The 25289-nt window shown below is 62.5% G+C and carries 26 protein-coding genes and 1 pseudogene; 14 read left to right on the top strand and 13 right to left on the bottom strand.

Annotation, left to right across the window (positions count from 1 at the left end):
* The first annotated feature begins 152 nt into the window (after positions 1-152).
* Positions 153-1556 (top strand): NAD(P)H-dependent flavin oxidoreductase, encoded by a 1404-nt coding sequence (locus ASE59_RS00405; RefSeq protein WP_056452564.1) that lies wholly within the window; start codon positions 153-155, stop codon positions 1554-1556.
* Between the two features lie 100 nt (positions 1557-1656).
* Here the strand turns inward: ASE59_RS00405 and ASE59_RS00410 are convergent, their stop codons facing one another.
* On the bottom strand, positions 1657-1845 hold the full coding sequence (locus ASE59_RS00410) for a hypothetical protein (RefSeq protein WP_056450737.1): 189 nt from the start codon (positions 1843-1845) through the stop codon (positions 1657-1659).
* 128 nt (positions 1846-1973) lie between these two features.
* On the opposite strand from ASE59_RS00410, the gene ASE59_RS00415 reads away from it, so the two are divergent.
* Positions 1974-2654, top strand: a complete 681-nt coding sequence (locus ASE59_RS00415; RefSeq protein WP_056450740.1) for a glutamine amidotransferase-related protein — start codon at positions 1974-1976, stop codon at positions 2652-2654.
* Positions 2655-2800: 146 nt separating this feature from the next.
* Here the strand turns inward: ASE59_RS00415 and ASE59_RS00420 are convergent, their stop codons facing one another.
* Both ASE59_RS00420 and ASE59_RS00425 read right to left on the bottom strand, forming a co-directional pair.
* Complete coding sequence (locus ASE59_RS00420; RefSeq protein ID WP_156359809.1) at positions 2801-3298, bottom strand: hypothetical protein; 498 nt, start codon at positions 3296-3298, stop codon at positions 2801-2803.
* Positions 3299-3434: 136 nt separating this feature from the next.
* Complete coding sequence (locus ASE59_RS00425) at positions 3435-4436, bottom strand: 2-hydroxyacid dehydrogenase (protein WP_056450746.1); 1002 nt, start codon at positions 4434-4436, stop codon at positions 3435-3437.
* 97 nt (positions 4437-4533) lie between these two features.
* On the opposite strand from ASE59_RS00425, the gene ASE59_RS00430 reads away from it, so the two are divergent.
* From ASE59_RS00430 to ASE59_RS20950, 5 genes are all read left to right on the top strand, one after another.
* On the top strand, positions 4534-5016 hold the full coding sequence (locus tag ASE59_RS00430; RefSeq protein WP_056450750.1) for an SH3 domain-containing protein: 483 nt from the start codon (positions 4534-4536) through the stop codon (positions 5014-5016).
* 293 nt (positions 5017-5309) lie between these two features.
* On the top strand, positions 5310-7505 hold the full coding sequence (locus tag ASE59_RS00435) for a DPP IV N-terminal domain-containing protein (RefSeq protein ID WP_056452566.1): 2196 nt from the start codon (positions 5310-5312) through the stop codon (positions 7503-7505).
* Between the two features lie 74 nt (positions 7506-7579).
* Complete coding sequence (locus ASE59_RS00440; RefSeq protein ID WP_056450753.1) at positions 7580-8941, top strand: DUF418 domain-containing protein; 1362 nt, start codon at positions 7580-7582, stop codon at positions 8939-8941.
* Between the two features lie 59 nt (positions 8942-9000).
* Positions 9001-10026: an aspartate-semialdehyde dehydrogenase gene (locus tag ASE59_RS00445; RefSeq protein WP_056450755.1), complete on the top strand. Its 1026-nt coding sequence runs from the start codon at positions 9001-9003 to the stop codon at positions 10024-10026.
* A gap of 82 nt (positions 10027-10108) precedes the next feature.
* Positions 10109-10807, top strand: a complete 699-nt coding sequence (locus ASE59_RS20950) for a methyl-accepting chemotaxis protein (protein WP_056450758.1) — start codon at positions 10109-10111, stop codon at positions 10805-10807.
* A gap of 3 nt (positions 10808-10810) precedes the next feature.
* On the opposite strand, the gene ASE59_RS00455 is transcribed toward ASE59_RS20950, so the two are convergent.
* Positions 10811-11350, bottom strand: a complete 540-nt coding sequence (locus ASE59_RS00455) for a YitT family protein (RefSeq protein ID WP_082458070.1) — start codon at positions 11348-11350, stop codon at positions 10811-10813.
* A 167-nt stretch (positions 11351-11517) separates the two neighbouring features.
* Positions 11518-12381, bottom strand: a complete 864-nt coding sequence (locus ASE59_RS00460) for a hypothetical protein (RefSeq protein WP_156359810.1) — start codon at positions 12379-12381, stop codon at positions 11518-11520.
* 116 nt (positions 12382-12497) lie between these two features.
* Here ASE59_RS00460 and ASE59_RS00465 point away from each other — a divergent pair, with 116 nt between their 5' ends.
* The gene (locus ASE59_RS00465) at positions 12498-12845 is read left to right on the top strand and encodes a GFA family protein (RefSeq protein ID WP_321163206.1); all 348 of its coding nucleotides are present in this window, start codon (positions 12498-12500) and stop codon (positions 12843-12845) included.
* A gap of 76 nt (positions 12846-12921) precedes the next feature.
* Complete coding sequence (locus ASE59_RS00470; RefSeq protein ID WP_235515589.1) at positions 12922-13680, top strand: alpha/beta fold hydrolase; 759 nt, start codon at positions 12922-12924, stop codon at positions 13678-13680.
* 23 nt (positions 13681-13703) lie between these two features.
* Here ASE59_RS00470 and ASE59_RS00475 read toward each other — a convergent pair whose 3' ends face one another.
* Positions 13704-14372, bottom strand: coding sequence for a glutathione S-transferase family protein (locus tag ASE59_RS00475; protein ID WP_056452570.1), 669 nt, complete (start codon positions 14370-14372; stop codon positions 13704-13706).
* Positions 14373-14448: 76 nt separating this feature from the next.
* Between ASE59_RS00475 and ASE59_RS00480 the strand changes: the two genes are divergently transcribed.
* The gene (locus ASE59_RS00480) at positions 14449-15066 is read left to right on the top strand and encodes an exopolysaccharide biosynthesis protein (protein WP_056450772.1); all 618 of its coding nucleotides are present in this window, start codon (positions 14449-14451) and stop codon (positions 15064-15066) included.
* Positions 15067-15186: 120 nt separating this feature from the next.
* On the opposite strand, the gene yihA is transcribed toward ASE59_RS00480, so the two are convergent.
* The 6 genes from yihA to ASE59_RS00510 all read right to left on the bottom strand — a co-directional run bounded on the left by yihA (position 15187) and on the right by ASE59_RS00510 (position 18635).
* A complete protein-coding gene (gene yihA, locus ASE59_RS00485; RefSeq protein WP_056450778.1) occupies positions 15187-15855 on the bottom strand; it encodes a ribosome biogenesis GTP-binding protein YihA/YsxC in 669 nt (222 codons plus the stop codon).
* On the bottom strand, positions 15852-17549 hold the full coding sequence (gene yidC, locus ASE59_RS00490) for a membrane protein insertase YidC (RefSeq protein WP_056450783.1): 1698 nt from the start codon (positions 17547-17549) through the stop codon (positions 15852-15854). Before yidC ends, yihA begins: the two co-directional genes overlap by 4 nt.
* Before the next feature lie 16 nt (positions 17550-17565).
* A complete protein-coding gene (gene yidD, locus ASE59_RS00495; protein WP_056452573.1) occupies positions 17566-17778 on the bottom strand; it encodes a membrane protein insertion efficiency factor YidD in 213 nt (70 codons plus the stop codon).
* Between the two features lie 29 nt (positions 17779-17807).
* Complete coding sequence (gene rnpA, locus ASE59_RS00500) at positions 17808-18140, bottom strand: ribonuclease P protein component (RefSeq protein WP_056450786.1); 333 nt, start codon at positions 18138-18140, stop codon at positions 17808-17810.
* Between the two features lie 5 nt (positions 18141-18145).
* Positions 18146-18280 (bottom strand): 50S ribosomal protein L34, encoded by a 135-nt coding sequence (gene rpmH / locus ASE59_RS00505; RefSeq protein WP_055760664.1) that lies wholly within the window; start codon positions 18278-18280, stop codon positions 18146-18148.
* 73 nt (positions 18281-18353) lie between these two features.
* Positions 18354-18635, bottom strand: a complete 282-nt coding sequence (locus tag ASE59_RS00510; RefSeq protein WP_056450790.1) for a hypothetical protein — start codon at positions 18633-18635, stop codon at positions 18354-18356.
* A 114-nt stretch (positions 18636-18749) separates the two neighbouring features.
* Between ASE59_RS00510 and ASE59_RS20850 the strand changes: the two are divergent.
* Positions 18750-19592: pseudogene (locus tag ASE59_RS20850) on the top strand (YifB family Mg chelatase-like AAA ATPase); the annotation flags it as partial.
* 106 nt (positions 19593-19698) lie between these two features.
* Here the strand turns inward: ASE59_RS20850 and ASE59_RS19390 are convergent.
* The gene (locus ASE59_RS19390; protein ID WP_156359811.1) at positions 19699-20745 is read right to left on the bottom strand and encodes a hypothetical protein; all 1047 of its coding nucleotides are present in this window, start codon (positions 20743-20745) and stop codon (positions 19699-19701) included.
* A 165-nt stretch (positions 20746-20910) separates the two neighbouring features.
* On the opposite strand from ASE59_RS19390, the gene ASE59_RS00520 reads away from it, so the two are divergent.
* Genes ASE59_RS00520 through ASE59_RS00530 form a run of 3 tightly spaced genes read left to right on the top strand, consistent with a single transcriptional unit; the run spans position 20911 to position 25285 of the window.
* Positions 20911-21549: a recombinase family protein gene (locus tag ASE59_RS00520; RefSeq protein WP_235515591.1), complete on the top strand. Its 639-nt coding sequence runs from the start codon at positions 20911-20913 to the stop codon at positions 21547-21549.
* 2 nt (positions 21550-21551) lie between these two features.
* Positions 21552-24296, top strand: coding sequence for a DUF499 domain-containing protein (locus ASE59_RS00525; protein WP_056450793.1), 2745 nt, complete (start codon positions 21552-21554; stop codon positions 24294-24296).
* Positions 24296-25285 (top strand): hypothetical protein, encoded by a 990-nt coding sequence (locus tag ASE59_RS00530; protein WP_056450803.1) that lies wholly within the window; start codon positions 24296-24298, stop codon positions 25283-25285. Before ASE59_RS00525 ends, ASE59_RS00530 begins: the two co-directional genes overlap by 1 nt.
* The last annotated feature ends 4 nt before the right edge of the window (positions 25286-25289 follow it).

Raw genomic sequence — 25289 nt, forward strand, 5'->3', positions numbered from 1 at the left:
CCTGGGCCAATCCGGACCAAAGCGATGGTGCTGGTCCGGCAGCGTGCGGTCCACGCAATTTGCTCGCGTTCGGCGTCTGCTGCGATTAATGACGCTTCGATGCGATCGTCGGCTCTGCCCGGTTCGCGCCGAAGTTCCCGTTGGAGGTCACGTTGTTCAAAGGTCTGTCGCCCATCGTTTATAACGGCCGCGAAGTCTGGCCGCTGATCGAAGGGGGCAAGGGCGTTGCCGCGACCAACCACGCTTCGGCCGGTGCCTGGGCGGCGGCGGGGGGGATCGGCACCGTCTCGGCGGTCAATGCCGACAGCTACGATGCCGAGGGCAAGATCGTGCCCCAGGTGTACAAGGCGCTGACCCGCCGCGAACGCCATGAGGAACTGATCGAATATGCGATCGAGGGCGCGGTGCAGCAGGTGCGGCGCGCATGGGAGATCGCCGGCGGCAAGGGCGCGATCAACATCAACGTCCTGTGGGAAATGGGCGGGGCGCAGCGCATCCTGCACGGCGTGCTGGAGCGGACGCGCGGGCTGGTATCGGGTGTGACCTGTGGTGCCGGCATGCCATATAAGCTGTCCGAGATCACCGCTTCCTACGGCGTCAGCTATCTGCCGATCGTGTCGTCGGGCCGTGCCTTCCGTGCGCTGTGGAAGCGCGCCTATTCGAAGGCGTCGGAATGGCTGGCGGCGGTGGTGTACGAGGATCCGTGGCTGGCGGGTGGGCATAACGGCCTGTCCAATGCCGAGGATCCGCTGGCCCCGCAGGACCCGTATCCGCGCGTCCGCGACCTGCGCGCGACGATGCGCGAAGGCGGCATTTCCGACGACGTGCCGATCGTGATGGCCGGTGGCGTCTGGTATCTGCGCGACTGGAACGACTGGATCGACAACCCCGAACTCGGCAAGATCGCGTTCCAGTTCGGCACCCGCCCGCTGCTGACGCAGGAAAGCCCGATCCCACCCGAGTGGAAGGCGAAGCTGATGGAGATCGAGGAGGGTGAGGTGCTGTTGCACCGGTTCAGCCCGACCGGTTTCTATTCGTCGGCGGTCCGCAACCCGTTCCTGCGCCAGCTAGAGGCACGGTCGGAGCGGCAGATCGCCTTCTCGACCCAGGAAGCGGGCGATCATGTCTTCCAGCTCGACGTGGGGGTGAAGGGCAAGAATTTCTGGGTGACGCAAGGCGACTTGCTGCGCGCCCGCGAATGGTTCGGCCTCGGCTTCACCGACGCGCTGAAGACCCCGGACAATACGCTGGTGTTCGTCAGCCCCGAGGAGAAGGGCATCATCCGCAAGGATCAGGCGGATTGCATGGGCTGCCTGTCGCAGTGCAGCTTTTCGAGCTGGGCCGATAGCGAGACCAACTCGACTGGACGGCTGGCCGATCCGCGCAGCTTCTGCATCCAGAAGACGTTGCAGGATATCGCCCATGGCGGGCCGACCGACCAGAACCTAATGTTCGCGGGGCATGCAGCGTACAACTTCAAGCGCGATCCCTTCTATTCGAACGGGTTCGTGCCGAACGTGAAGCAGCTGGTCGATCGCATCCTGACTGGGGATTGAGGACGTCATCCCGGCCCTGAACCGGGGTTCCGCTGTCCCTTTAATCGAGAGAGCAGCGAAATCCCGGTTCAGGGCCGAATTGACTCGGGAATGCGTCCGATCAGTCGTCGGCGACGGTGCCGACCACCGCACCGCCGACACCGCCCACGGCCGCGCCCTTTTCGACATCGCCGCCGGTCGCCGCCGCGATGCCAGCACCGCCCGCCGCGCCGATCGCGCCGCCGCGCAGTGTCGAACAGGCGGCCAGCGAGCTGCCGACGGCGAGGACGATAGTCGCGATCTTTTTCATGGGGTTACTCCTGTGATACACTGTGCCCCGCCAATGGTTTTGCGGGGCAGGGGTTCCAAACCCGTCCCATTGCAACACAAAGAAACATTACAGGTGCCATTAACCTGCGGCGCGATAGACTGGCGCGCATGAAGTCCGCGTTGATCGTTCGCCACGTTCCCTATGAAGGCTGTGCCGGATACCGCGCGCCGGTCGAGGCGGCGGGATATGCGATCGATCGGATCGACGTGACCGATCCGGCCTTCGCCACTGCCGACCTGACCGCGCCCGACCTGCTGATCGTGATGGGTGGGCCGATGGGGGTGTATGACGTCGCCGAGAACCCATGGATACCGGGCGAGATCGCGTCGCTGTCGCGGCGGCTGGCGGCGGATCGGCCGACGCTCGGCATCTGTCTCGGCGCGCAGATGATGGCGGCGGCGCTGGGCGCGGACGTCTACAAGGGCAGCGGCGGGTGCGAGATCGGGTTTGCGCCGATCGAGCTTGCCGATGAGCACTCGCCGCTGCGGCATGTCGCGGGGGTGCCGGTGCTGCATTGGCATGGTGACACGTTCGACCTGCCCGGAGGGACCGAGTTGCTGGCGACGACCGAGCGATACCGACAGGGGTTTCGGCGGGGTGCCAACCTGCTGGCGCTGCAATTCCATGCCGAAATGGGCGAGGATGCACGGTTCGAGGCGTGGCTCGATTATCTCGACTGCCCGAACCATCGCGGCGAACTGACCAAGGCGTATCGGACGCTGGGGCCGGCGGCGGTGCGCGCGGGGCAGGCGATGATTGCCGAGTGGCTAAGTGGCTTGAAGGCTTAGGGTTTTCGGCCAAAGTTCACTAAGTTCACACTTGCGCTGTGTTTGCGCATTGCGCGAGCGGCGGTGTCAAACAGCGGTGGTAATAAAGATCCGTCCGCAGATTGGCAGGGTGTGTCGATTTAAGGAAACAGATATCACAGGTTCGATCACACGCTCAATTCCTCGGATACCAAGCGCCTGCGTTCGATCCTGAATATTCTCCGCAGCGTTATCACAAAGCCAAGCGCGCATGCCGGGCAGTAGATCAGGATAAGTAAATAATAGAGCAATTTTTCCAAATTTGGGTCGATCGTCAAGGCCACGAGAATTGTTGGTAATGCAATGCTGTATAGAACGATGGGCAATGCAGTCCAAGCCGGGTGACGGGCTATCACGTTCCGAAGCGGATACACCGCCGGTATTCCTATCAGAATCGATCCAGGTATCGTTCCTAACAGGCTAACCACAAAAATGATCGGATAAAACAACGCGATATTTAGCGCTGCGTCCGTGCGAGACGATGCCGCCTCATAAACTATGATGCCCAAAACGAATATGGCCGTTCTCAATGTGCTGCCAATTATCGGCGCGATAATCCCGGAAACTGCGACGTCCTTGAAGGATATTATTGGCATCGATCGGCTTGCGTCGAAAATCCCGGACATTGTAATACGTAATCTCGATATTTAGTAGGATTAGCTGACTGAATAAGCGCCGAATATGTTCGGCAATTTTTTTATTTTGGACGCGAGAAAAGCTAAATGAATGAGTAGTCCGGAATATGCGCCTTCAATAGATGAATTACCGCAACCCTTCCAACACCTGATCCGGCGGCCGATGCCCATCCGCCCAGACGCGAATGTTGGTAATCACCTTTTCCCCCATCGCAACGCGTCCCTCCAGCGTCGCAGAGCCCATATGCGGGGTCATCACGACATTGGGCAGCGCCAGCAGGCGCGGGTTGATCGCCGGTTCGTGCGCCCAGACGTCGAGGCCGGCGCCGGCGAGACGACCGCCCTCCAGCGCGTCGACCAGCGCCTCTTCGTCGACGATGCCGCCGCGCGAGGCGTTGATGAGATAGACGTGGCGGCGCAGGCGGGCGATGCGGCGGGCGTCGAGCAGGTTCTCGCTGTCGGCGTTGCGCGGGGTGTGGATGGTCAGCAGGTCGATCTGTCCGAGCATCTGGTCGAGGTCGGCGTGCCATGTCGCGCCGAGTTCGGCCTCGACCACGTCGGGCAGGCGGTGGCGGTTGTGGTAGTGGATCGACAGGCCGAAGGCGCGGGCGCGGCGGGCGACGGCCTGGCCGATACGGCCCATGCCGATGATGCCGAGCGCCTTGCCGCCGATGCGGTGGCCGAGCATCCCGCCGGGGCTCCACCCCTTCCATTCGCCCGAGCGGACCAGCTTTTCCCCTTCGGCCAGTCGGCGCGGCACGGCGAGGATCAGTGCCATGACCATGTCGGCGGTATCCTCGGTCAGCACGCCCGGCGTATTGGTGACGATGATCCGGCGGGCGCGCGCGGCCTTTAGATCGATATGGTTCACGCCCGCGCCGTAATTGGCGATCAGGCGCAGGCGGTCGGGCGCGGCGTCGATCAGCGTGGCGTCGATCACGTCGGTGACGGCGGGGACGAAGACGTCGCAATCGGCCATGGCGGCGGCGAGTTCGTCGCGGGTGAAGGCATGGTCATCGGCGCTGAACACCGTATCGAACAGCGTGGCCATCCGCCCCTCGGTCGCTGCCGGCAGACGCCGCGTCACCTGGACTCGCGGATGGCGGGGCGGGGGCGCGGTACCGATCATGGTTACCGGATTGGCGGCTGGTTGAACCTGCGTCAACGGCTTGCGGGCATGGTGTCGTTACCGATAGAGGCGGGGTTCAAATAAAGGGGACGATAACATGCGCTTCGCAAGGCGATCGATCGCGGTCGCGTCGATGCTGGTGGTGCTGGCGACCGGATCGGCGGAGGCGCAGCGCCGCAAGCCGCCTTATTATGCGTCGATCGCCGCGGGCGAGGCACGGATGCGCAGCGGTCCGGGCAAGAATTACCCGACGCAATGGGTGTATCGCCGCGCCGATTTGCCGATCAAGGTCGTCGATATCTATCAGGACTGGCGCCGGGTCGAGGATCCCGACGGCACGCGTGGATGGTTGCAGGTCGGGTTGCTGAGCGATCGCCGTACCGCGTTCGTCGGGCGCGAGGTGGTCGAACTGCGCGCGTCGCCGCAATCGGGCGCGGCGGTGGTGTGGCGTGCAGCACCGGGCGTGGTCGGGCGGCTGTCGCGGTGCAATGGCGCGTGGTGCTTCTTCGACGTGCGTGGGCGCGGGGGCTATGTCGAGCAGGCGCGACTGTGGGGCGTCGATCCGGGGGAGGCGATGTAGTTTTTGAAGTAGATTTCTGGCGCTCGTCATTCCCGCGGAGGCGGGAATCCATTCACGCTGACGCCGGGGCAGGAGGCGCGACCTCGGTGTCTATAGGCTCCCGCCTTCGCGGGAGCGACGAAGGGGGCGGCAGGTCCCACTCCGTATCGCATCGCCAAACTCCCCCATTTACCTCCGCCCCCGGCCAAGCGATAACCGCTGATACGATCGGCGCGGTTTCACCGCAGGATATACGGGGCGATATGGTCAAATGGTTGATGGGTGCGGCGTTGCTGGCATTGGGTCAGGCCGGGATGGCGAGTGAACCGGCAGCGCCGGTGGCGGCGAGCGAGGCGGCGAAGCCGGGCGACCTGACGCTCGAACGCGTCTTTGCCAACCCCGATCTGAACGGGGCCGCGCCGCAGAATCTGCGGCTGTCGCCCGACGGCAAATATGTGACGGTGCTGCGCAACCGTCCCGACGAGCGCGAGCGGTTCGACCTGTGGGCGATGGACACGACCAGCCGCGAATGGCGGATGCTGGTCGATTCGAAGAAGGTCGGCACCGGTGCCGCGCTGTCCGAGGCGGAAAAGATGCAGCGCGAGCGCGACCGGTCGCTGACCGGCAAGCGCGGTATCCTCGCCTATGACTGGGCACCCGATGGCAGGTCGATCCTCGTGCCGCTGGACGGTGACCTCTATCTCGCATCGATCGACGGCAATGTCCGGCGGTTGACCAACAGCGAGAGCGGCGAGCTGAACCCAGTGGTCAGCCCCGAGGGGCGCTATGTCAGCTTCGTCCGCGACCAGAATCTGGTGACGCTCGACCTGAAGACCGGTCAGGAGACGGCGGTCACGACCGAGGGCAAGGACACGGTCCATTTCGGCGAGGCGGAGTTCGTCGCGCAGGAGGAAATGGACCGGCGCACCGGTTACTGGTGGTCGCCCGACGACCGGCTGATCGCGGTCGAGCGCTTCGACGAAGCACCGGTTGGCATCGTCACCCGATCGGCGATCGGTGCCGAGGGGACGAGCATCTATCAACAGCGCTATCCGAAGGCAGGCACGCCCAACGTGCTGGTCGAACTGTACGTCATGAAGCCCGACGGGTCGGGCAGGGTGAAGGTCGATCTCGGCCCCGATCCCGACATCTATCTGGCGCGGGTCGACTGGACGCCGGATGGCAAGGCGCTGCTGGTCCAGCGGCAGAACCGGACGCAGACGAAGCTCGACATGCTGCGCGTCGATCCGGCGACGGGGGCGGCAACCGTGTTGTTCAGCGAGGAGAGCGGGCCCAAGAGCTGGATCAACCTGTCCAACGCCTATCACGCGATGAAGGACGGCAGCCTCATCTGGTCGTCGGAACGCGACGGATACGCGCATCTCTATCGCTGGAAGGGCGGCAAATGGACGCAGCTGACCAGCGGCAAGTGGATGGTGTCGGATCTGGCGGGCGTCGACGAGGCGAAGGGCCGCATCTATTTCCTCGGCAACAAGGACGATGTGCTCGAGCGGCAGCTGTACCGCGTCGACCTGAACCGGCCGGACGTCATCACCCGGCTGACCGAGCGCGGCTGGTCCTATGGCGCGTCGATGGATGGGAAGGCGTCGCGGCTGATCGTGTCGCGTTCCAACCCCGACCAGCCGGCGCAGACCTATCTGGCCGATACCGCCGCCAAGCGGATCGCGTGGATCAACGAGAATGCGCTGACCGGCGACCACCCCTACGCGCCCTATGTCGCCAGCCACCGCCCGACCGAGTTCGGGACGATCAAGGCTGCCGATGGTTCGACGCTGTACTGGAACATGATTACGCCGAAGCTGGAGCCGGGCAAGCGCTACCCCGTGTTCTTCTCGCATTACGGTGGCCCCGGTAGCCAGGTGGTGAAGCGTGCGTGGGGCGGTGCGCTCCGGCAATATCTGGTGACACGCGGCTGGATCTGGTTCGAGATCGACAATCGCGGATCGCCCGAACGCGGCAAGGCGTTCGAGGACCAGATCCATCAGGCGATGGGGACGGTCGAGGTCGACGACCAGATCGCGGGTGCGAACTATCTGAAGACGCTGCCGTTCGTCGCGCCCGACAAGATCGCGACCTATGGCTGGTCGTACGGCGGATACATGACGCTCAAGATGCTGGAGAAGGCGCTAGGCGTGTTCGCCGCGGGCGTATCGGGCGCGCCGGTGTCGCGCTGGGAGCTATACGACACCCATTATACCGAACGCTATATGGGCGATCCGCGCGTGGTCCGGGATGCCTATACCGCGTCGGCGGCGGTGCCCGATGCGGCGAAGATCAAGGATCCGCTGCTGCTGATCCACGGCATGGCCGACGATAACGTCGTGCTCGAACATTCGACGGCGATGATGGCGGCGATGCAGAAGAGCGCGACGCCGTTCGAACTGATGCTGTATCCGGGACAGACGCATCGTGTCGGCGGACAAGGTGTCAGCGAACATCTGTGGAAGACGATCCTGAACTTCCTCGATCGCCAAGTCGTGGAGAAGTGACCCCCGAATGAAGTATTGACGTCCGACTTTCCCCACATCTAGCCTTGCGGCGAAGGACTTGGGGGAGTCGGGCGATGGGGGAAGTTGCCGGCGGGATCGCACCGATCACAGGGCGCGCGCGAATCGAGGTGCTGGACGTCCTGCGCGGCCTCGCCATCCTCGCCATCTATTACATGAACGTAGCGATGCAGGCGTCGCCGGTCACGGTGTTGATGGCCGACTTCCGCTGGATCGGGTGGACGCCGATCGACCGTGTGGCGTGGGCCTTCGTCATGGTCTTCCTGGAAGGCACGCAGCGCGGGGTGCTCGAGCTGCTGTTCGGCGCAGGGTTCATGGTGCTGACCGCGCGGGCGATGCGGCCGGACGGGCCGGTGGCGATTGCCGACCTGTTCTATCGCCGGACGCTGTGGCTGTTGTTCTTCGGGCTGGTCAACGTGTTCGTCGTGCTGTGGGTGGGGGATATCCTGACCATTTATGCGCTGGCGTCGCTGTTCCTGTTTCCGTTCCGCCTGTTGGGGCCGAAGGCGCTGGTGGCGCTGGGCAGCCTGCTGATGCTGTTCAATGTGGCGATGGGCGGCATGGAATATGTCGAGCGGGTCGGCATGCAGACCAAGGTCGAACGCGCGCAGGCAGCGCAGGCGGCGGGCAAGCCGGTCGCCAAGGACGACGCGAAAGCGCTGGCCGAATGGAACAAGAAGATCGAACGCCGCCAGTCCAACGAGAAGATGGCCAAGGAGCTGGTCAAGGAACGCAAGGCGCATTCCGGCGGCTGGATGCCCTATGCAACCTGTTATTGGGAGGGCTGGACGAAGTTCATGGTCGGCAAGGGGCTGATCGGCATGGCGGTGATCGAGGCATTCTGCGTGATGCTGATCGGCGTGGCACTTTGGAAATGGCGGATCATTCAGGGCGAGCGGACGGCGCGTTTCTATCTGGGGCTGATGCTCGCCACCTATGGTTTCGGGCTGACAGCACGCGCGATCGGCGTGGTCGAGATGATGCCGCTGCTGCCGACGGCCAAGACGATCTGGTTCACGCAGGAGGCGGCGCGGATCGCGGTCAGCATCGGCCATGTCGCGGCGGTCAATCTGGCGATGAAGACGGTCGGCGGCACGCGGTTGCTGCATCCGTTCCGCGCGGTCGGGCGGATGGCGTTCTCGGTCTATTTCCTCGAGCAGATCATCGGGCTGCACATCCTGTTCGCGCCCTATGGGTTCAACCTGTGGGCGAAATACGGCCATGCCGGACAGTTCGCGATCGCGACGGGGGTGATCGTGGTGAGCGCCATCGCTGCCAATCTATGGGCGCGCTGGTTCGCGATCGGGCCGCTCGAATGGGCGTGGCGCAGCCTGTCCTATTGGCAGCGTCAGCCGTTCCGGCGGCGGCCCGATCAGGTTCCGGAGGTGCTGCCCGGCCCAACGCTGGTCCCCGCGTGACTTTACAAAAGGTGCAGAACCGGTATGCCGCGCGCAAGATTTGATCGCGGAGAAGTCGAGTGGGTTATCGGGTAGTCGTCGCCGGAGCGACCGGCAATGTCGGTCGCGAGATGCTGAACATCCTGGCGGAGCGCGAATTTCCGATCGACGATCTGGCGGTGCTGGCATCGTCGCGCTCGGCGGGCGAGATGGCCGATTTCGGCGAGACCGGTAAGCAGTACAAGATCCAGAATATCGAGCATTTCGATCCGACCGGATGGGACATGGCGCTGTTCGCGATCGGCAGCGACGCGACCAAGGTCTATGCGCCGAAGTTCGCCGCCGCCGGCTGCACCGTGATCGACAATTCGTCGCTGTACCGTATGGACCCCGACGTGCCGCTGATCGTGCCGGAGGTGAACCCGGAGGCGATCGACGGGTATAAGGCGCGCAACATCATCGCCAACCCCAATTGCTCGACCGCGCAGATGGTCGTCGCGCTGAAGCCGATCCACGATGCCGCCAAGATCACGCGCGTCGTCGTCGCCACCTATCAATCGGTGTCGGGCGCGGGCAAGGCGGGCATGGACGAGCTGTTCGAACAGAGCCGCAACATCTTCGTCGGCGACAGCGCCGATCCAAAGAAGTTCACCAAGCAGATCGCGTTCAACGTGATCCCCCACATCGACAGCTTCCTCGACGACGGGTCGACCAAGGAAGAATGGAAGATGGTGGTCGAGACCAAGAAGATCCTCGATCCCAAGATCAAGGTCGTCGCGACCTGTGTCCGCGTGCCGGTGTTCGTTGGCCACAGCGAAGCCATCAATATAGAGATGGAGAACGAGCTGTCGGCCGAGGATGCGCAGAAGATCCTGCGCGAGGCGCCCGGCATCATGCTGGTCGACAAGCGCGAGGACGGCGGATACGCGACCCCGATCGAATGCGTCGGCGACTTCGCGACCTATGTCAGCCGCGTGCGCGAGGATTCGACCGTCGAGAACGGGCTGGCCCTGTGGTGCGTGTCCGACAATCTGCGCAAGGGTGCGGCGCTGAACGCGGTGCAGATCGCCGAATTGCTCGGCCGCCGGCACCTGAAAAAGGACTGAGGGTCCGTAGCCGGACACAGTTTGTTGCAAACCGCGCGTATGTCCTAAACGGTCGTTAACCTATCTGCGGTAGGTTTTTCAGATGGATAAGGGACCTGTCCGCGACGATGCCGTGTACCGCGGCGCCTGGGAAGCGATCTGTCGCTCGCAGGCAGTCATCGAGTTTGCGCTCGACGGGACGGTCCTGTGGGCGAACGACGCGTTCCTCGGCACGATGGGCTATTCCCTGGCCGAGGTGAGCGGACGGCATCATCGCCTCTTCTGTTCGGCGGCCGAGGGTGTTTCCCCGGCCTATGCCGCGTTCTGGCGCAAGCTTGCCGGGGGCGCGTTCGAAGGCGGGTTGTATCGTCGCGTCGATCGACAGGGCCGGGATGTGTGGTTGCAGGCGACCTACAACCCGGTGCTCGATGCGCAGGGGCACCCGTCGAAAATCGTCAAGATCGCCACGGACATGACCCGGCAGATCGTGCTGGAGCACGAGGTGCAGGCACGGCTGGACGAGGGCAACCGCTTCCGCATCGCGTTGGAGGGGCAGAAGGAAGCGCTGCAATCGGCGATGACGCAATTGTCCGGGATCGTCGCGTCGATCGGCGACATCACCGCGCAGACCCGGTTGGTCGCGCTGAATGCCGCGATCGAGGCGGCGCGGGCGGGGGAGGCGGGCACCGGCTTTGCAGTAGTCGCACGCGAGGTGAAATCGCTGGCCGACGATATTCGCGCCGCGACCGAACGCGCCGCGGCGATGCTGCGCGATCATGGCGGAGCGGTGCTGGCCGCCTGAGCGTCAATAACCGGTATAGCGTCCCGGCCGGTGCCACGCGATCAGGATGCCGCTGATCGCCGCGGCGCTGAATGCCGACCATGCGACCTGCACCGGCGCCACTACCGCGAACGATGCCGCAAGAATGCCGAGATCGATCGCGATCTGGGTACGGCCGGCATTCCAGCCCCGCGTGCGTTGCAGCCACAAAGTCACCACGCCGGTCCCGCCGACCCCCGCATCGTGGCGGGCAAGCGCGAGGATGCCCATGCCGATCACCGTGCCACCGGCAATCGCGGCAAAGGCCGGATGCACCTCGACGATGCGAAAGCCGTATCGCGCCATCGTCGAGAACAGCGCGATGCCGGCATTGACCGCGATCGTGCGCAGCATGAACCGCGTGCCCATCGCCCGTTTGGCGAACAGGAAGAAGGGGATGTTGATCAGCGTGAACAACACGCCGGTCGGCAGCGGGATGAGATAGGATACCAGCAGCGCAACTCCGGCGATGCCACCGGTGACCAGCCCCGCGGCACGCAGCAACGCCAGACCGAGCGCGATCATCACACATCCGACGACGATGGCATAGACGTCCTCGGACCGGCTGTGTGGCACAACTTCATGGGGCAGGGCGGGGGCGATGGCGTCAGTCTCCGGTCAGGCCGGCATCCTCCCCCGTTGTTCTTTTGTTGCGCGCTGCACTATCGCGGATCGGGTGAGAGGTGAAGCGGCTAATTCGACCGCGTCTTCGCACGCGATCGCCGCAGTTCGGCGACCTGGCTTGCCACCGGTTCGCTATCGCAAATCGTGCGATCGGCGGCGGTCAGCGCATCGGCATCGATACAGGCGAGCGGTTGCTGCATGTCGCCGAGCAGCGCGATCGGTTCGATTCGGGTGTCGCGCGCGGCGATGACCGGGGCGAGTTCGGTCAGGAAGCGCTTCCAGCCGCTGGTTTCAGCGGGGCCTTCCCCCGACGCTGGTGGCAGGGCGGCGGCGGTACGGCGCATCGCTTCGGCTTCGTCGAACCGGCCGAGTTGGCGGAGCGCATTGGCTCCGCGCGCTGACAGTGCACGTCGCTCTGCCGGATCGGTCGTGGCGGGAAGGGTAGCGACGCGGGCGGCGAATTCGGTCTGATACCGCTTGGACAGTGCGGCATCGCCCTGCGTCATCGCGTCGGGCGTTACCGTCCAGATCGCGCGCAGCAGCAGCCATAGCGACTGGGTCTCCGGCCGACCGAGCCGGTTCGCCAGCCATGCTGCACGGTAATAGGGTACGTCGCCTGCGACTAGGGAGCGATAGTCGGGCGTGGCGATCAGCGTCGTCAGCTTGGCGACGTCCGCCGGGGTGAAGTCGTCGAACACCACCAGCCGGTTCGACGGGCATTCGGGGAGCGGAAAAGGGAAGGGCATGTAGCTGTACGGCTTCCCGTCGGGGCGCGAGCCATAGGTGCTGTAGGTGCCCGATCGCCATGCCTCGAACGTCTCACCGCCGACGGGGCAGGTCATCGCCGCCATGCCGCCGTGATGGCCAAGCGGCATGACCGGCGGTGCGGGCGGCGGTGCGGGGGTGGTTTGCAGTAGCAGGGCGAGCAGCATGACGACCTCCGATCGGGTGCGTTGATGCGAGGGTGCCGTGATCGGCACCGGATCGCAATGCGGATCGGAACCCGCGTGGTGCGGATGCGGTTGTGGCAGCGCAACGGAGAAAGCGCATGGCCGAAATCATGTCGGGCGGGTGTCAGTGCGGGCGGGTTCGCTATACGGTGACGATCCGCGATGAAGAGGCGTATCTGTGCCATTGCCGGATGTGTCAGCGCGCGACCGGCGGCGTATCGATCGCGTTCAAGCATGTCGCCAGGCGCGACGTGGCGTGGGACCGTCGGTCCGACCTGTACGAATCGTCGCCGATCGCCAGGCGCGGTTTCTGTCGCGAATGCGGAACGCCGCTCAGCTTCGATTTTCCCGATGGCGACAATATCGACCTGACGATCAGCAGCTTCGACGAACCGGCGCGTTTCCAGCCGCATCACCATTTCAGGGTCGAGAGTTGGCACCCGTAATGGCTCGACACGCGCGGGCTGCCCGAATATCGCGCCGACGAACATGACCCCACCGTCGAACGTTGGAAGAACGCACTTGGCACATCCTGAACCCACGACCCATCGTTTCGCCAGCTTCGATGGTGTCGAGATCGCCTGGACCGAACTGGGCGAGGGTCGGCCGGTGGTGCTGATCCATGGGTATTTCAGCGACGCACAGACCAACTGGATCAAATACGGCCATGCGGCAAAGGTTGCGGCACTCGGCCGCCGGGTCATCATGCCCGACCTGCGCGCGCATGGGGCAAGCGCCCGGCCGCATGATGCCGCCGCCTATCCGTCCGATGCGCTGGCGAAGGACGGCATGGCGCTGATCGAGCAACTGGGGCTGACCGACTATGATCTAGGCGGCTATTCGCTCGGCGCGCGGACGGCGGTGCGGATGGTGACGATGGGCGCCACGCCGGGCAGGCTGGTGTTGAGCGGTATGGGGCTGGAAGGGCTGCTCGATACCGGGCGGCGGGCGGCGCATTTCTGGCGGATCCTGACCAATCTCGGCAGTTTCGAGCGTGGGTCGCCGGAATGGATGGCGGAGGCGTTTCTCAAGACCACCGGCGGCGATCCGGTGGCGTTGCTCGGCATCCTCGGCACCTTTGTTGACACGTCGCGCGAGGAACTTGCCGGCATCGCTCAGCCGGTACTGGTGCTGGCCGGCGAGGAAGATGACGATAATGGCAGCCATCGGGCGCTCGCCGACCTGTTGCCCGATGCGCGATTGGTCGAGACGCCGGGCAATCACATGAGCGCGGTGGTAAAGAAGGAACTGGGCGACGCGATCGCTGCGTTTTTGGCGTAAATCCTCCCCGTACCGGGGAGGATTTACTTCACGACCTGCTCATACTGCTCCAGCACCCATTCCTCTTCCTGCGCGGCGGCGATCCAGTCCTGCATCCACGGATGGTTGATGAGGGTAATGATGTACCCCATCGCGAAGCGCGGGCAGGGCAGCGAATAGGTGACGATCCGCGTCGCTACGGGTGCGAACATGATGTCGGCGGCGCCGAACTCGCCGAACAAATAGTCGCCGCCATGGCCGAACCGCGCCCGCGCCTGCGCCCATAGCTCGTAGATGCGCGACAGGTCGGCCAGCACATCGTCGTCGGGCTGGGTCGGATCATAGACCTGACGGACGTTCATGCTGTGCTTGCGGCGCAGCGGCGCGAAGCCCGAATGCATCTCCGCCGCCATCGACCGCGCCATCGCGCGCGCGGCGGGATCGGTGGGCCAGAATTTCTCGCCCCCCGATTTTTCGTTCAGATATTCGACGATGGCCAGACTGTCCCACACGACGATCTCGTCGCCGTCCCACAGGATCGGTACCTTTCCCGACGACGGCGCGAACTCGTCGCCTTCGCGGCGCTTGTCCCAGTCGGCGTCGTAGAGCGGTACGACGACTTCCTCGAACGGCAGGCCCGACAGCTTGGCCGCCAGCCAGCCGCGCAGCGACCAGGAGGAATAGGCCTTGTTCCCGATGATGAGCTTGAGCATGGGCGCGGTCGTGCCACGTCGGTCCCAGCGTGTCGAGCCATTGGAACCGCGACCGAAACGATCCGTTGCCGACGCCATGGCGGATAACGACAAAAGCGGTGACCTGCACAGCGTGGGCGACGTACTCGACCGGTTGCAGGAACTGGGCGAGCAGGCCGGCGGGGCTAAGGTGCGGCTGGGCGACATGCTGGAGACGATGGGTCACCGCGCTTACGGCCCGTTCCTCATCGTCCTGCCGATGATCGAGATTTCGCCGGTCGGCGGCATTCCCGGCCTGCCGACCGCGTTGGCGGCGGTGCTGGCTTTGCTGGCGATCCAGCTGGTGTTGGGACGCGAGCATCTGTGGCTGCCGGGCTTCTTCGCCAATCGCGGAATGAGCGGCGAGAAGTTGCAGAAGGTCGTCGACAAGGGGCGGCCGATCGCGAAACGCATGGACAAATGGTTCCACGACCGGCTGCCTGCGCTGACCAAGGGACCGATGGTCAAGGTCGCTGGCATCGCGATCATCCTGCTTTGCCTGACGGTACCGCCGCTGGAACTACTCCCCTTTGCCAGTACCGCGCCGATGGCGGCGATCATGGCCTTCGGCATCGCGCTGCTGGTGCGCGACGGGGTGTTGATGGTGGTCGCCTGTGCGCTGTCGGTGGGGGCGGTGGCGCTGGGGGCAGGGTTGTTTGTGTCGCGGCAGGGGTGATTTCTCTCCTCCCTGGAAGGGAGGGGCCGGGGGGGCGCGGCTTGCGAGGAACGCTTACGTCCGCCAATTGGCCGACCCACCCCAACCCCTCCCTGTCAGGGAGGGGCTTGACCGCAAAGGTCAGCCGATCGACTCGATCACCGCCGCCCGCAGTTCAGCGATGCCCATGCCCTTTTCGCTCGATGTCGAGATGACGTCGGGGTGCGCGGCCGGGCGTTTGCGTACTTCTTCACCGACCGCGGCATAGACCGCGTCGAGTTCGGTCGCCTTGATCTTGTCAGTCTTGGTCAGGACGATGCGGTAGCTGGTCGCGGCCTTGTCGAGCATTTCGAACACCTCGCGGTCGACATCCTTGATGCCGTGGCGCGAGTCGATCAGCACCAGCGTCCGCTTCAGCACCTGCCGTCCGCGCAGATAGTCGTTCACCAGATAGCGCCACTTGCGGACCATGTCCTTGGGCGCCTTGGCAAAACCATAGCCGGGCATGTCGACCAGCCGCAGTTTGAGCGGCGTCCCGATGTCGAAGAAGTTCAATTCCTGCGTCCGACCCGGCGTGACCGACGTCCGCGCCAGCGACGTACGGCCGGTCAGCGCGTTCAAAAGCGACGACTTGCCGACGTTCGATCGTCCGGCAAAGGCGATCTCCGGCACGTCAGGCGATGGCAGATGCTCGAGCGACGGCGCGGACTTCAGGAACTGGATCGGCCCCGCAAAGATCTTGCGCGCCGCTTCGATCTGGTCGGGATCGAAGCGGTCGTCGCCCGGCGGCGGGGGCGGCAGGTCGCTCACTTGGCAGCCGCCTGCTTGAGCGCCGGATGCCGCGAATAGAGCAGCTGCTGCTGCGCGATGGTCAGCAGGTTCGACGTGATCCAGTAGACCTGCAAGCCGACGGCGAACGGCGCCATGATGAACATCAGCACCCATGGCATCAGCCCGAAGACCTGCTTCTGCATGTCGTCCATCGGCGCCGGGTTCAGCTTGAACTGGAAATACATCGAGATGCCGAGCAGCACCGGTACGATGCCGATCGCGAGGAAGTGCGGCAGGGTGAAGTCGAGATAACCGAACAGGTTGAGGATCGTCGCCGGATCGGGTGCCGACAGATCCTTGATCCAGCCAACGAACGGCTGGTGCCGCATTTCGATAGTCAGCAACAGCACCTTGTACAGCGCATAGAAGATCGGAATCTGGATCAGCGTCGGCAGACAGCCGGCGACCGGATTGACCTTCTCTTCCTTGTACAGCTGCATCATCTTCTGCTGAAGTTGCGGCTTGTCGTCCTTGTACCGCTCCTGCAGCGCCTTCAGCTTGGGCTGGATCGCGCGCATCGCCGCCATCGACGCGAACTGGCGCTGGGCGATCGGGAACATCAGGCCGCGGATCGTCACCGTCAGCAGGATGATCGCGACGCCGAAATTGCCGACCAGACGGAACAGCCAGTCGAGATAGACGAAGATCGGCTCCTCGACGATGCGGAACCAGCCCCAGTCGATCGAGCGCGAGAAATAGGGCACGCCCTGCGCCTCATAGGCGTTGAGCAGTTTGTTCTCCTTGGCACCGGCAAAGAAGCGGACGCTCTGCGTCAGCGCCTGCCCCGGCGCGAGCGCGGTCAGCGTCGGCGAACGATAGTCCGCTTGATGCCGCTGGTCGCCGCCCTTGAGCGTCAGCGTATGCTGCACGCCCTGATCGGGGATCAGCGCGGTCATCCAGTAATGGTCGGTGAAGCCCAGCCAGCCGCCCTTGGTGTTGAACGCCTCGGGAGCTTCGTCGATATCCTTGTAATCGACGTCGAACTTCACGCCGTTGCCGGCTTCGTAGACCGGGCCGACCTGGATCGTCATCGTATCCTTGTCGATCGGCGCGCCGCGGCGGCTGAGCAGGCCGTAGGTCGCGACCTGGATCGGTTGCGGACCGGCATTCGCCACGCTCTGGCGGACGGTGAACATATAGCCGTCATCGACGGAAATCTGCATTTGGTAGCGCTGCGTTCCGACGGTGGTCGACAGCGTGACCGGGGCCCGCGGGGTCAGCTTGGTGCCGCTCGCGGTCCACAGCGCATCGGCGGGCGGTGCCGACACGCCGGTGCCGCTCCAGCCGAACTGCGCGAAATAGGCGTCGGCGGTGCCCGACGGCGACAATAGGCGCACCGGCGGCGAGTTGGCGGCGATCGTTTCCTTGTGCTTCACCAGCACGAGGTCATCGATCCGCCCGCCGCGCAGGTTGATCGACCCTTGCACGCTGGGCGTCTCGATCGCGATGCGCGGGGTTTCGCGCAGGACGATCGCCCGGTCGCGAATCGCGTTCGCGGTGTCGGCGGCGGGATCGGTCGCCGGATTGGCGACGGGCTTGCTCTTGCCGTCCTCCAGCTTCGTCACCGGCGGATTGGCAGCCGGGAAGAAGTGGTTGGCGATATACGGCCAGCCGAACAGCACCAGCGCAGCCAGTACCGCGAACAGCAGGAAATTCTTCTGGTCGTTCTTCACGCGAAATCCTCAGGCTCTAAGGCACCGGGTCGTGGCCGTGCCCGCCCCAGGGATGGCAGCGCGCGATACGTTTCGCGGCCAGCCAGCCCCCCTTTGCCGCGCCATAGCGGGCAATGGCGGTGATTGCATAGGCCGAACAGGAAGGTTGATAGCGGCAGGACGGCGGCAGGATCAGCGACGGCCCCAATTGCCACGCACGCGCGATGAGCATCAGCGCGCGGGCGGCGATGCCCGGCCGGGGCGATTCGCCGTCGCCGGTCACCGCCGGACCTTGCGCAATGCCTTGGTCAGATCGGCCTTGAGATCGTCGAAGGGGCGTTCGATCCCGCTCGCCCGTCCGATCAGCACGTGATCGGCACCGACGATGCCCAGATCGGGCAGCATTTCGGCAGCAAGCGCGCGAAAACGCCGTTTCATCCGGTTACGGATGACGGCGTTGCCGACCTTCTTCGATACGGTAATGCCGATTCGCATCGCATTCGGCGATTCGGCCAGTTCGTCCGTACGGCGCGGTCGCACCAACAGGACGAAGCCGGGCATGGGGGCCCGGCGTCCCGCATTCGCCGCCAGATAATCCCGGCGGCGAAGCATTTTGATTAGGCCGACAGCTTCTTGCGGCCGCGCGCACGACGGGCGCGGATCACATTGCGGCCGCCCGGCGTCGCCATGCGCGAGCGGAAGCCGTGACGACGGGCACGTACCAGGTTGCTCGGCTGAAAAGTCCGCTTCATCACTCATTCCCCGGGTATTCAAACTGCTAGAACGTAAAAAGCCGCCAGTGACGGCGGCCGCGTGGTCAGCCCCTTAGCGATGCGCGGTTTCCAAGTCAACGGACGAGGCGACGATCCCGGCACGCAGCCGCCGCCGTCTCGCGCTGGGTCGGCGTAGCGCCCGGTCGGAGAGGGCGCGCATCCGCGGGAAACGTCGCATGGTCCGGGCGAAGCGGCGTCGCGCCCAGCGCGAGTTGCGTAGAATGAGTGCCAGCCCGGCGGCGAAGGTGAAGATCCCGACCGGTCCCGGCAGCACCGCGACCACCGGCGTCGCGAGGATCAGCAAAGCACCGAGCGCCAGGAGGAGGATCTGCATGATATGTCGCCATGCCACCCGTGTGTTGCGGGTTCAAGACGCCTGCGATGCCCTGTCGCTTGACCGCGTCGACCCGATGCGGGACACGGCTGGCCAAGGGGAATAGGGGCATTCATGGTCGCGATCGTATCGACGGCGGCGTATCTCGGGCTGGAGGCGCGGCGGGTGGAGGTTCAGGTGCAATTGGCACCGGGCGTCCCGGCATTCGTCGTGGTCGGGCTGGCCGACAAGGCAGTGGGCGAAAGCCGCGAACGGGTCCGCGCTGCGATCGCTGCGATCGGCCTGTCGCTGCCGCCCAAGCGGATCACCGTGAACCTCTCGCCCGCCGATTTGCCGAAGGAGGGATCGCATTACGACCTGCCGATCGCGCTCGGCCTGTTGGCGGCGATGGGTGTGGTCGACGCCGAAGGGTTGAGCGACTTTGTCGTCGTCGGCGAGTTGAGCCTCGACGGACGGATCGCCGGATCGCCCGGCGTGCTGTTGGCGGCGATGCTGGCGAGCGGGGAGGGGCGGTCGCTGATCTGCCCGGCGGAACAGGGGGCGGAGGCGGCATGGGCGGGCACGCCGGTCGTCGCCGCGCCGGATTTGCTGTCGCTCCTCAATCATTTGAAGGGCGAGCAACTGCTGGGCAATCCGAAGCCCGGCGGGGCGGAGGATGGCTGGAGCGGCAACGATCTCGCGCAGGTGAAGGGGCAGGAGACCGCCAAGCGCGCGCTGGAGATCGCGGCGGCGGGCGGTCACAATCTGCTGATGGTCGGACCGCCCGGCGCGGGCAAGTCGCTGCTCGCGTCGTGCCTGCCGGGCATCCTGCCGCCGCTGGATGCGGCCGAGGCGCTGGAGGTGTCGATGGTTGCGTCGGTCGCGGGGACGCTGACCGGCGGACGGATGACGCGGGTGCGGCCGTTCCGAACCCCGCATCACTCGGCATCGATGGCGGCGCTGACCGGCGGTGGTGTGGCGAGGGACCGACATATTGCATCGGGGAGAGATGGGCTGCACTGACGAAATTTAATGCCGACCATCGGCTCGCGCGGCGTAGTCTCTAGAATGGCCCTCTTGGCGCTCATCTGGAGGCGTTCGCCTTGTCCAAATATCTATAGAGGCTCGCGGAGCTGATGCCAAACTTCGCTTGCAGCTGTCTCGGGCTCAGCTCTCGGGATGCGTACAGTGCGCGTACTAAATCCACTTGTTCCGCTGAAAGTATTGGCTTGCGCCCTCCCATCTTTTTCTTCCTGTTCGAAGACTCTATCGAAGGCAAATCAGGAATGGGGCCAGAGGCTACAGCATCGCGACCTAGATATCGGTACATTGTCGCTAGTGAGATGCCATAGTGTAATGACAGGTCGTATGCCGTTGCCTTTCCACTTAGGAATAAACTTTTGGCGTCCCTATGATCCTCATTTGTGAGGGCGCTTTTTCTCCCCGCTTTCGCATGTGACGGGTTGCGCTTCCTCCCGGAAAGCGGCGAGCGCTTTCTTGTTGTTTCTAGAAACTCTAAAACTCTGTAAAAAACACTTACTTCCTCGGGGGCGGAAAATGTCACGCCGCTCCGAGCGAAATGAACTCTAATTCCTTTTTTGACTGCTTCATCCAATCGCTCCGCTAGGGTTTCTGGATTCCATGCAAGCGCTGAATAATGGCTAAATACAAAAGTTGTTCCCGCCGGAGATTTCATCATATATGTAAAAGCCAACTCACGCTGAAATTGCGAGTATATTACACTGGATGGCTTTTTGACGATCAGAGATTCGCATCCTGACTTGGAAATCAACCTGACTTGGTTCAGTATGTCTTTCGTAGATTGACCCCATACGTAACCCACCATCTCGGCCTTAAAAGAAGGACGTTCGGGAGAAGGAAGTCTGACGTATGACGTGGTGGAATTACGTTTGATAGTGTGAAGGCCGGCCGTCGTGTTTCTAGCTATTTTAGCCTGAAGATCGGGCGGGCAGGCGAAATCTACTTCTAAATTTGTACAGACTGGCCAGTCGAGCGCCTTCAGAAGGGGCCTCGTATTTGTAAAACCCAAATTGATAGCTACCCGCCTTAGCCAACTAGATAGAAGCTCGTCTTGAGATGGCCGTGTAAAGTGGTACGCGCGCTTCATCATGTCAGTTTCCCAACTCGACTGTGGCCTACTATTTCTGTCAATCAGGGTATACCGTCAACGAACCCATTGCCTCATACACCTTTAGCGTTCAAACAGGGTCGAAAATTCAGCTATTGAACACATCTCACGGCGGGTCTAGAGCCTGATTGAACACTTGAGGCCCGCATGTCACTTTTTGGTTACGCCCGCGTATCAACATCAGAGCAAGACCTCGGCATTCAGGTCGCTGCTCTACGTGCTGCCGGTTGCCAGACCATCCGATCAGAGAAAAAGTCGGGCACCGAGCGGGGATCGCGCACGGAGCTTCAAACCCTCCTCGACTTTTTGCGGGAGGGTGACGCACTGGTCGTGACCCGCATCGACCGATTAGCGCGGTCGATGAAGGATCTTCAGGACATAGTTCACGAATTGAAGGGCCGGGGGGTCGTGTTGAAAGCGACCGAGCAGCCGATCGACACGGGCACCGCGGCCGGGAAAGCGTTCCTCGACATGCTCGGCGTATTCGCAGAATTTGAGACGAACCTTCGCCGCGAACGGCAAGCTGAAGGGATACAGGCTGCGAAAGCGAGGGGCGTCTACAAGGGTGGTAAGGCAAGGATAGATCCCGAGGAGATAAGAAAGCTGGCGGCGGAGGGCGTGAAGCCTGCCCACATCGCTCGGCGCCTGGGGATTTCACGCGGTAGTGTTTATCGCTTCATGCCAGCTTCGATCGAAACTGGTCGCGATCTTCAATCTCAGCACCATACAGATGGTGGTGACGAGAAGCGGGGGGCGAGCTTTCCGTCAAACGGGGGTAATAACTGATTATGTTGGGTCTGACGCTACGCGAAGAGTTCAAGAGCAAGCGCCTCAAGGGCACTGCGATTGAACTATCGAATGACTCAAATACCGGCGCCACGCAGATTGCGGCGCAGGAGTTTTTGAACATCACATACCCTACCCATGACCTGTTGAAGGGCATTGAGGCTGTTGGTCCAGGAAAGGGGCGCCCCGTTGTCGTTATCGGTGAGCGAGGATTGGGTAAATCGCACTTGATGGCGGCGCTATACCATTCCGTTAATGATCCCGCTTCCACCCAGTCGTGGCTCAAAAATTGGTCTGTCACGCTTGGCGACGCTAGCCTAGCTGCCATCAGCCTGCGTGATCCGATGACCGTGATCGGCGAGAGCCTTCATCGGCAACGCTACAAATTCCTGTGGGACTTGCTCTTTGATCGTCATCCCCATGGCGCATACATTAAGGGCAAGTGGGAAGGGATGGGCGCTGCCAAAACCGACATCCCATCCGATCAGCTCATCGTTGAGATGCTCGAAAAAGCACCAACGATGTTGCTTCTCGACGAATTTCAAACCTGGTTCGACGGTCTAACGAACACCAAGCAATACCCGTGGAAGGTATGGGCTTTCAATTTTATCCAAATTCTATCGGAGATCGCCAAAGAGAGGCCCGATCTTCTCGTTCTCGTGATCTCGGTCCGAAATGGTAGCAGCGATGCCTATCAGCAAGTGCATCGGGTCAACCCTGTAGCTATCGACTTCCAAGCTGGAGGCAACGCCGAGCGCATCCAGCAAGATCGGCGTCGGATGCTTCTCCATCGCCTGTTCGAGAACCGACTTCAGATTTCGAATGTGACCATAGCTGCCTCAATTGAGACGCATGTTTCGCAGAATTTCAGGCTTTTGGATGTCCCCCCCGCCGAGCAGGAACGCAAGCGAAGCGAGTTCAACGAGTCGTGGCCCTACGCGCCGCACCTCCTCCGCTTGCTTGAAGAGCAGGTTCTGATCGCGACCGACGCCCAGGAAACGCGCGATATGATCCGCATTCTCGCCAACCTCTACAAGAGTAGGGGGGATGCTTCGCCGATTCTGACAGCGGCAGATTTCCGGCTCGACGACGATGGCTCCGGGATCGGCGCCCTGTTGGACTCAGTCTCGAATGAGCATCATCGCACCCTTCGGGCGAAAGCTCGGCAGAACATCATTTCCGTTACCGAAGCGGTAGCCGACCACGCCACCCTGCTCCCGCATTTGCAGGAAGTGATCGGCGCGCTCTGGTTGCGATCCATCGCCGTCGGAAACATGGCTGGCGCCGAACCGGCAACACTACAGGTCGATATTACCCACGGCTCTCCAATAGACGATAACGGCTTTCAAGCCGAACTATCTACAATTGTCGAGAATAGCTTCAATATTCATCAAGACGGTATGCGTCTCGTATTCCGCGAGGAAGAGAACCCGCGTGCTAAGCTCATGGCTTGCGCGAGGAACGATAAGCTATTCACGGATGGATCGGATCAACTTCAACTAACGAAGCAAATCCGATACGTCATCAGCGGAACGGATGAGGTCGCCAAACAGTATCGCGTCATCGCCCTGCCTCGTGGATGGCAAAGCGATCCATGGTCCAAGCTAGATGATGCCGAACGCCCTGATCGCTGGGACGATCGGCTTCCGATCTTGGTGCTACCGGAGGAGCCCGAGAACTTGGCCCCAGTGTTGGGGCGCTGGCTCAAGGATCAGCTCCAGACAAAGCGGAATACGGTCCGCTTTCTGCTGCCCGGCGCTGGAACCTTGAATGCCTTTCAGGATCGCGACCTCTTAATTCTCGCCCGTGCCGAGATGAAGGCTCAAGAGTGGAGCGGCCAAAGCCCGGAATACAAAAAGCTCCACACGGAGTTTGAAACTGCGCTACGAGACATTCTGAAAAAGCGGTTCGATAGATTTGCGGTCCTTCATCGTTGGAATTTCGCTGACCCGTCGCAATGCTTGTTCAGCGTGGAGACACTGAAAAAACAAGGCGCTCAGATACCGGAATCCATTGTAGAGACCCTCATAAACGACCTTTTTGTTCCCGAGGATTTCGAGGATCTTGTCATAGCGGCCGCCACTGACAATTCGTCAGTCGGCAAGCTCCTCCGCGAGTTGCAGGAGCCTCGCCCAGCGGGACAGGACTGCATCCCTTGGCTCGGTGAAACCGCCATGAAGGAGCGGATCGTCCGCCTATGCGCGAAAGGCAAAATCGCTATCAATCTTCGTGGCATGGAGCTTTTGCAGGCTCACTCTGGGGAGGATGACGATCTTGCTTGGAAGCGTCTCAGGCCGAAGCTGTCTTATACCGGACGGCAGTTAGATGAGATAACGCTCCTGCTACCTTCTGCCGCCCCAAGTACGGGCGGCAGCGCGCCCGCGACCCCGCAATCAGGCGCAGCACCGCAGGGGGATGGTCTGTTTGGTAATCCTGCGCCAGTGTCGCCGATCCACGACGAAGGCAGCAAAGTTGACGCGGGGCAGGGCACGACCCCGCCGCCTACAAGCATCTTCGGAGAAGCATCGGCTGCTGGCGCAAAGGCTCGCACACCGTTTAGCACCCCGGCCACGTCCTCTCTTAATCTGATCGGCAAACTAGAAGGGTGGGGTATCGGGCCGGCAACGAAGGTTGCCGACGTTGCGATCCGGGTTGCTGCGGCTAACGGCGCTCAGCTCAGAGAGCTGCTGAAGAAGCTCCCTGACGGCATGACGTTCGAAATTAGTCTTGAGAAGGAAGGCGAATAATGGCGCTGAATGCTGCCGTTGTGGCCGGCCTCATCCAAGGCTCTGCCAAGGACGCATGGGATACTATAATCGAGCGCGTCTTGGACATAGCCTCGAAACCGCTCTCTCCGGCCAATGCTCCAAGCGAGGTCATAAAGCGCGAGCGCGAAGTGGGCCTCCTCGATCAGTTCGTGTCATCGGCAGCTTGGGATTTGTGGCAGGATTTTGGGGATTCTGTCGAACGTAATTCCGCACGTTTAGCCCGCTGGTGGGCAGAGCCATACAGTGCCAAAGCCATTCTAATATTGGACGGGCTTTCCCTCCGAGAGCTTCCGTGGATTCTACAGGGGGCGATCGAGCGCGGCTTTGCTGTTCACGAGGTTTCCGCTTACGGCTCGGAACTGCCCGGAGAAACGAACGAGTTTGCCAAGGCCCTGGGCCTTGGAAGCCGCAGTCAGTTGCAGAATAATGGCGGGGGCCAATCGCACAAGCTGCAACCCGCCGCTACTGAATCCGTCGACATGCCCTGGAAAGATTGCGAGGGGCTCATAAATTCGAGCAAAAACTGGCTGTTTTGGCACCATTGGCCGGACAGCAAGGTGCACGAAGGAGCTGTTGCCGGGCAAGGTTTAGATACCTTGAGCCGTGACGCAGCCGAACAGCTCAACAGCACCGATTTCTGGTCGTTCGTAGAGCGCCTCGCTACAGGGCGGCGCCTGGTTATCACTTCTGACCACGGATATGCGGCAACCGGCTACTTTCCTGACGCTGACGGCGAAGTAGGCACATTTCTCAAATCGACCTTCTCTAGCGGGCGCAATGCACGCGGAAGGGGAGAAAGCGGTCCATTCGTCCCTCCCGTCGCAATGCAGATTGCGACCTCCCATGGAGATTGTCGTCTCGCTGTCGGTCGGTGGAAATGGAAAAGCCCCGGCGGATACCCAACAATGACGCATGGCGGGCTATCAATTTTGGAAGTCCTTTCCCCCTTCGTCGAGCTTACCAAATAGGAAT

This window comes from Sphingomonas sp. Leaf10, assembly GCF_001421245.1.
In the GTDB taxonomy this organism is placed as follows: Bacteria; Pseudomonadota; Alphaproteobacteria; order Sphingomonadales; family Sphingomonadaceae; genus Sphingomonas.

What these genes read in the sequence shown, in the direction of transcription:
- ASE59_RS00425 (WP_056450746.1), bottom strand. Translation starts at nt 4,436, where the DNA reads ATGATCGGTACCGCGCCCCCGCCCCGCCATCCGCGAGTCCAGGTGACG.
- ASE59_RS00465 (WP_321163206.1), top strand. Translation starts at nt 12,498, where the DNA reads ATGGCCGAAATCATGTCGGGCGGGTGTCAGTGCGGGCGGGTTCGCTAT.
- ASE59_RS00460 (WP_156359810.1), bottom strand. Translation starts at nt 12,381, where the DNA reads ATGCTGCTCGCCCTGCTACTGCAAACCACCCCCGCACCGCCGCCCGCA.
- ASE59_RS00420 (WP_156359809.1), bottom strand. Translation starts at nt 3,298, where the DNA reads ATGTCCGGGATTTTCGACGCAAGCCGATCGATGCCAATAATATCCTTC.
- ASE59_RS00435 (WP_056452566.1), top strand. Translation starts at nt 5,310, where the DNA reads ATGGCGAGTGAACCGGCAGCGCCGGTGGCGGCGAGCGAGGCGGCGAAG.
- rnpA (WP_056450786.1), bottom strand. Translation starts at nt 18,140, where the DNA reads ATGCTTCGCCGCCGGGATTATCTGGCGGCGAATGCGGGACGCCGGGCC.
- ASE59_RS00455 (WP_082458070.1), bottom strand. Translation starts at nt 11,350, where the DNA reads ATGATCGCGCTCGGTCTGGCGTTGCTGCGTGCCGCGGGGCTGGTCACC.
- ASE59_RS00525 (WP_056450793.1), top strand. Translation starts at nt 21,552, where the DNA reads ATGTTGGGTCTGACGCTACGCGAAGAGTTCAAGAGCAAGCGCCTCAAG.
- ASE59_RS00430 (WP_056450750.1), top strand. Translation starts at nt 4,534, where the DNA reads ATGCGCTTCGCAAGGCGATCGATCGCGGTCGCGTCGATGCTGGTGGTG.
- ASE59_RS00475 (WP_056452570.1), bottom strand. Translation starts at nt 14,372, where the DNA reads ATGCTCAAGCTCATCATCGGGAACAAGGCCTATTCCTCCTGGTCGCTG.
- ASE59_RS00410 (WP_056450737.1), bottom strand. Translation starts at nt 1,845, where the DNA reads ATGAAAAAGATCGCGACTATCGTCCTCGCCGTCGGCAGCTCGCTGGCC.
- ASE59_RS00480 (WP_056450772.1), top strand. Translation starts at nt 14,449, where the DNA reads ATGGCGGATAACGACAAAAGCGGTGACCTGCACAGCGTGGGCGACGTA.
- ASE59_RS00510 (WP_056450790.1), bottom strand. Translation starts at nt 18,635, where the DNA reads ATGCAGATCCTCCTCCTGGCGCTCGGTGCTTTGCTGATCCTCGCGACG.
- ASE59_RS00440 (WP_056450753.1), top strand. Translation starts at nt 7,580, where the DNA reads ATGGGGGAAGTTGCCGGCGGGATCGCACCGATCACAGGGCGCGCGCGA.
- ASE59_RS00520 (WP_235515591.1), top strand. Translation starts at nt 20,911, where the DNA reads ATGTCACTTTTTGGTTACGCCCGCGTATCAACATCAGAGCAAGACCTC.
- ASE59_RS00415 (WP_056450740.1), top strand. Translation starts at nt 1,974, where the DNA reads ATGAAGTCCGCGTTGATCGTTCGCCACGTTCCCTATGAAGGCTGTGCC.
- ASE59_RS20950 (WP_056450758.1), top strand. Translation starts at nt 10,109, where the DNA reads ATGGATAAGGGACCTGTCCGCGACGATGCCGTGTACCGCGGCGCCTGG.
- rpmH (WP_055760664.1), bottom strand. Translation starts at nt 18,280, where the DNA reads ATGAAGCGGACTTTTCAGCCGAGCAACCTGGTACGTGCCCGTCGTCAC.
- ASE59_RS00530 (WP_056450803.1), top strand. Translation starts at nt 24,296, where the DNA reads ATGGCGCTGAATGCTGCCGTTGTGGCCGGCCTCATCCAAGGCTCTGCC.
- ASE59_RS19390 (WP_156359811.1), bottom strand. Translation starts at nt 20,745, where the DNA reads ATGATGAAGCGCGCGTACCACTTTACACGGCCATCTCAAGACGAGCTT.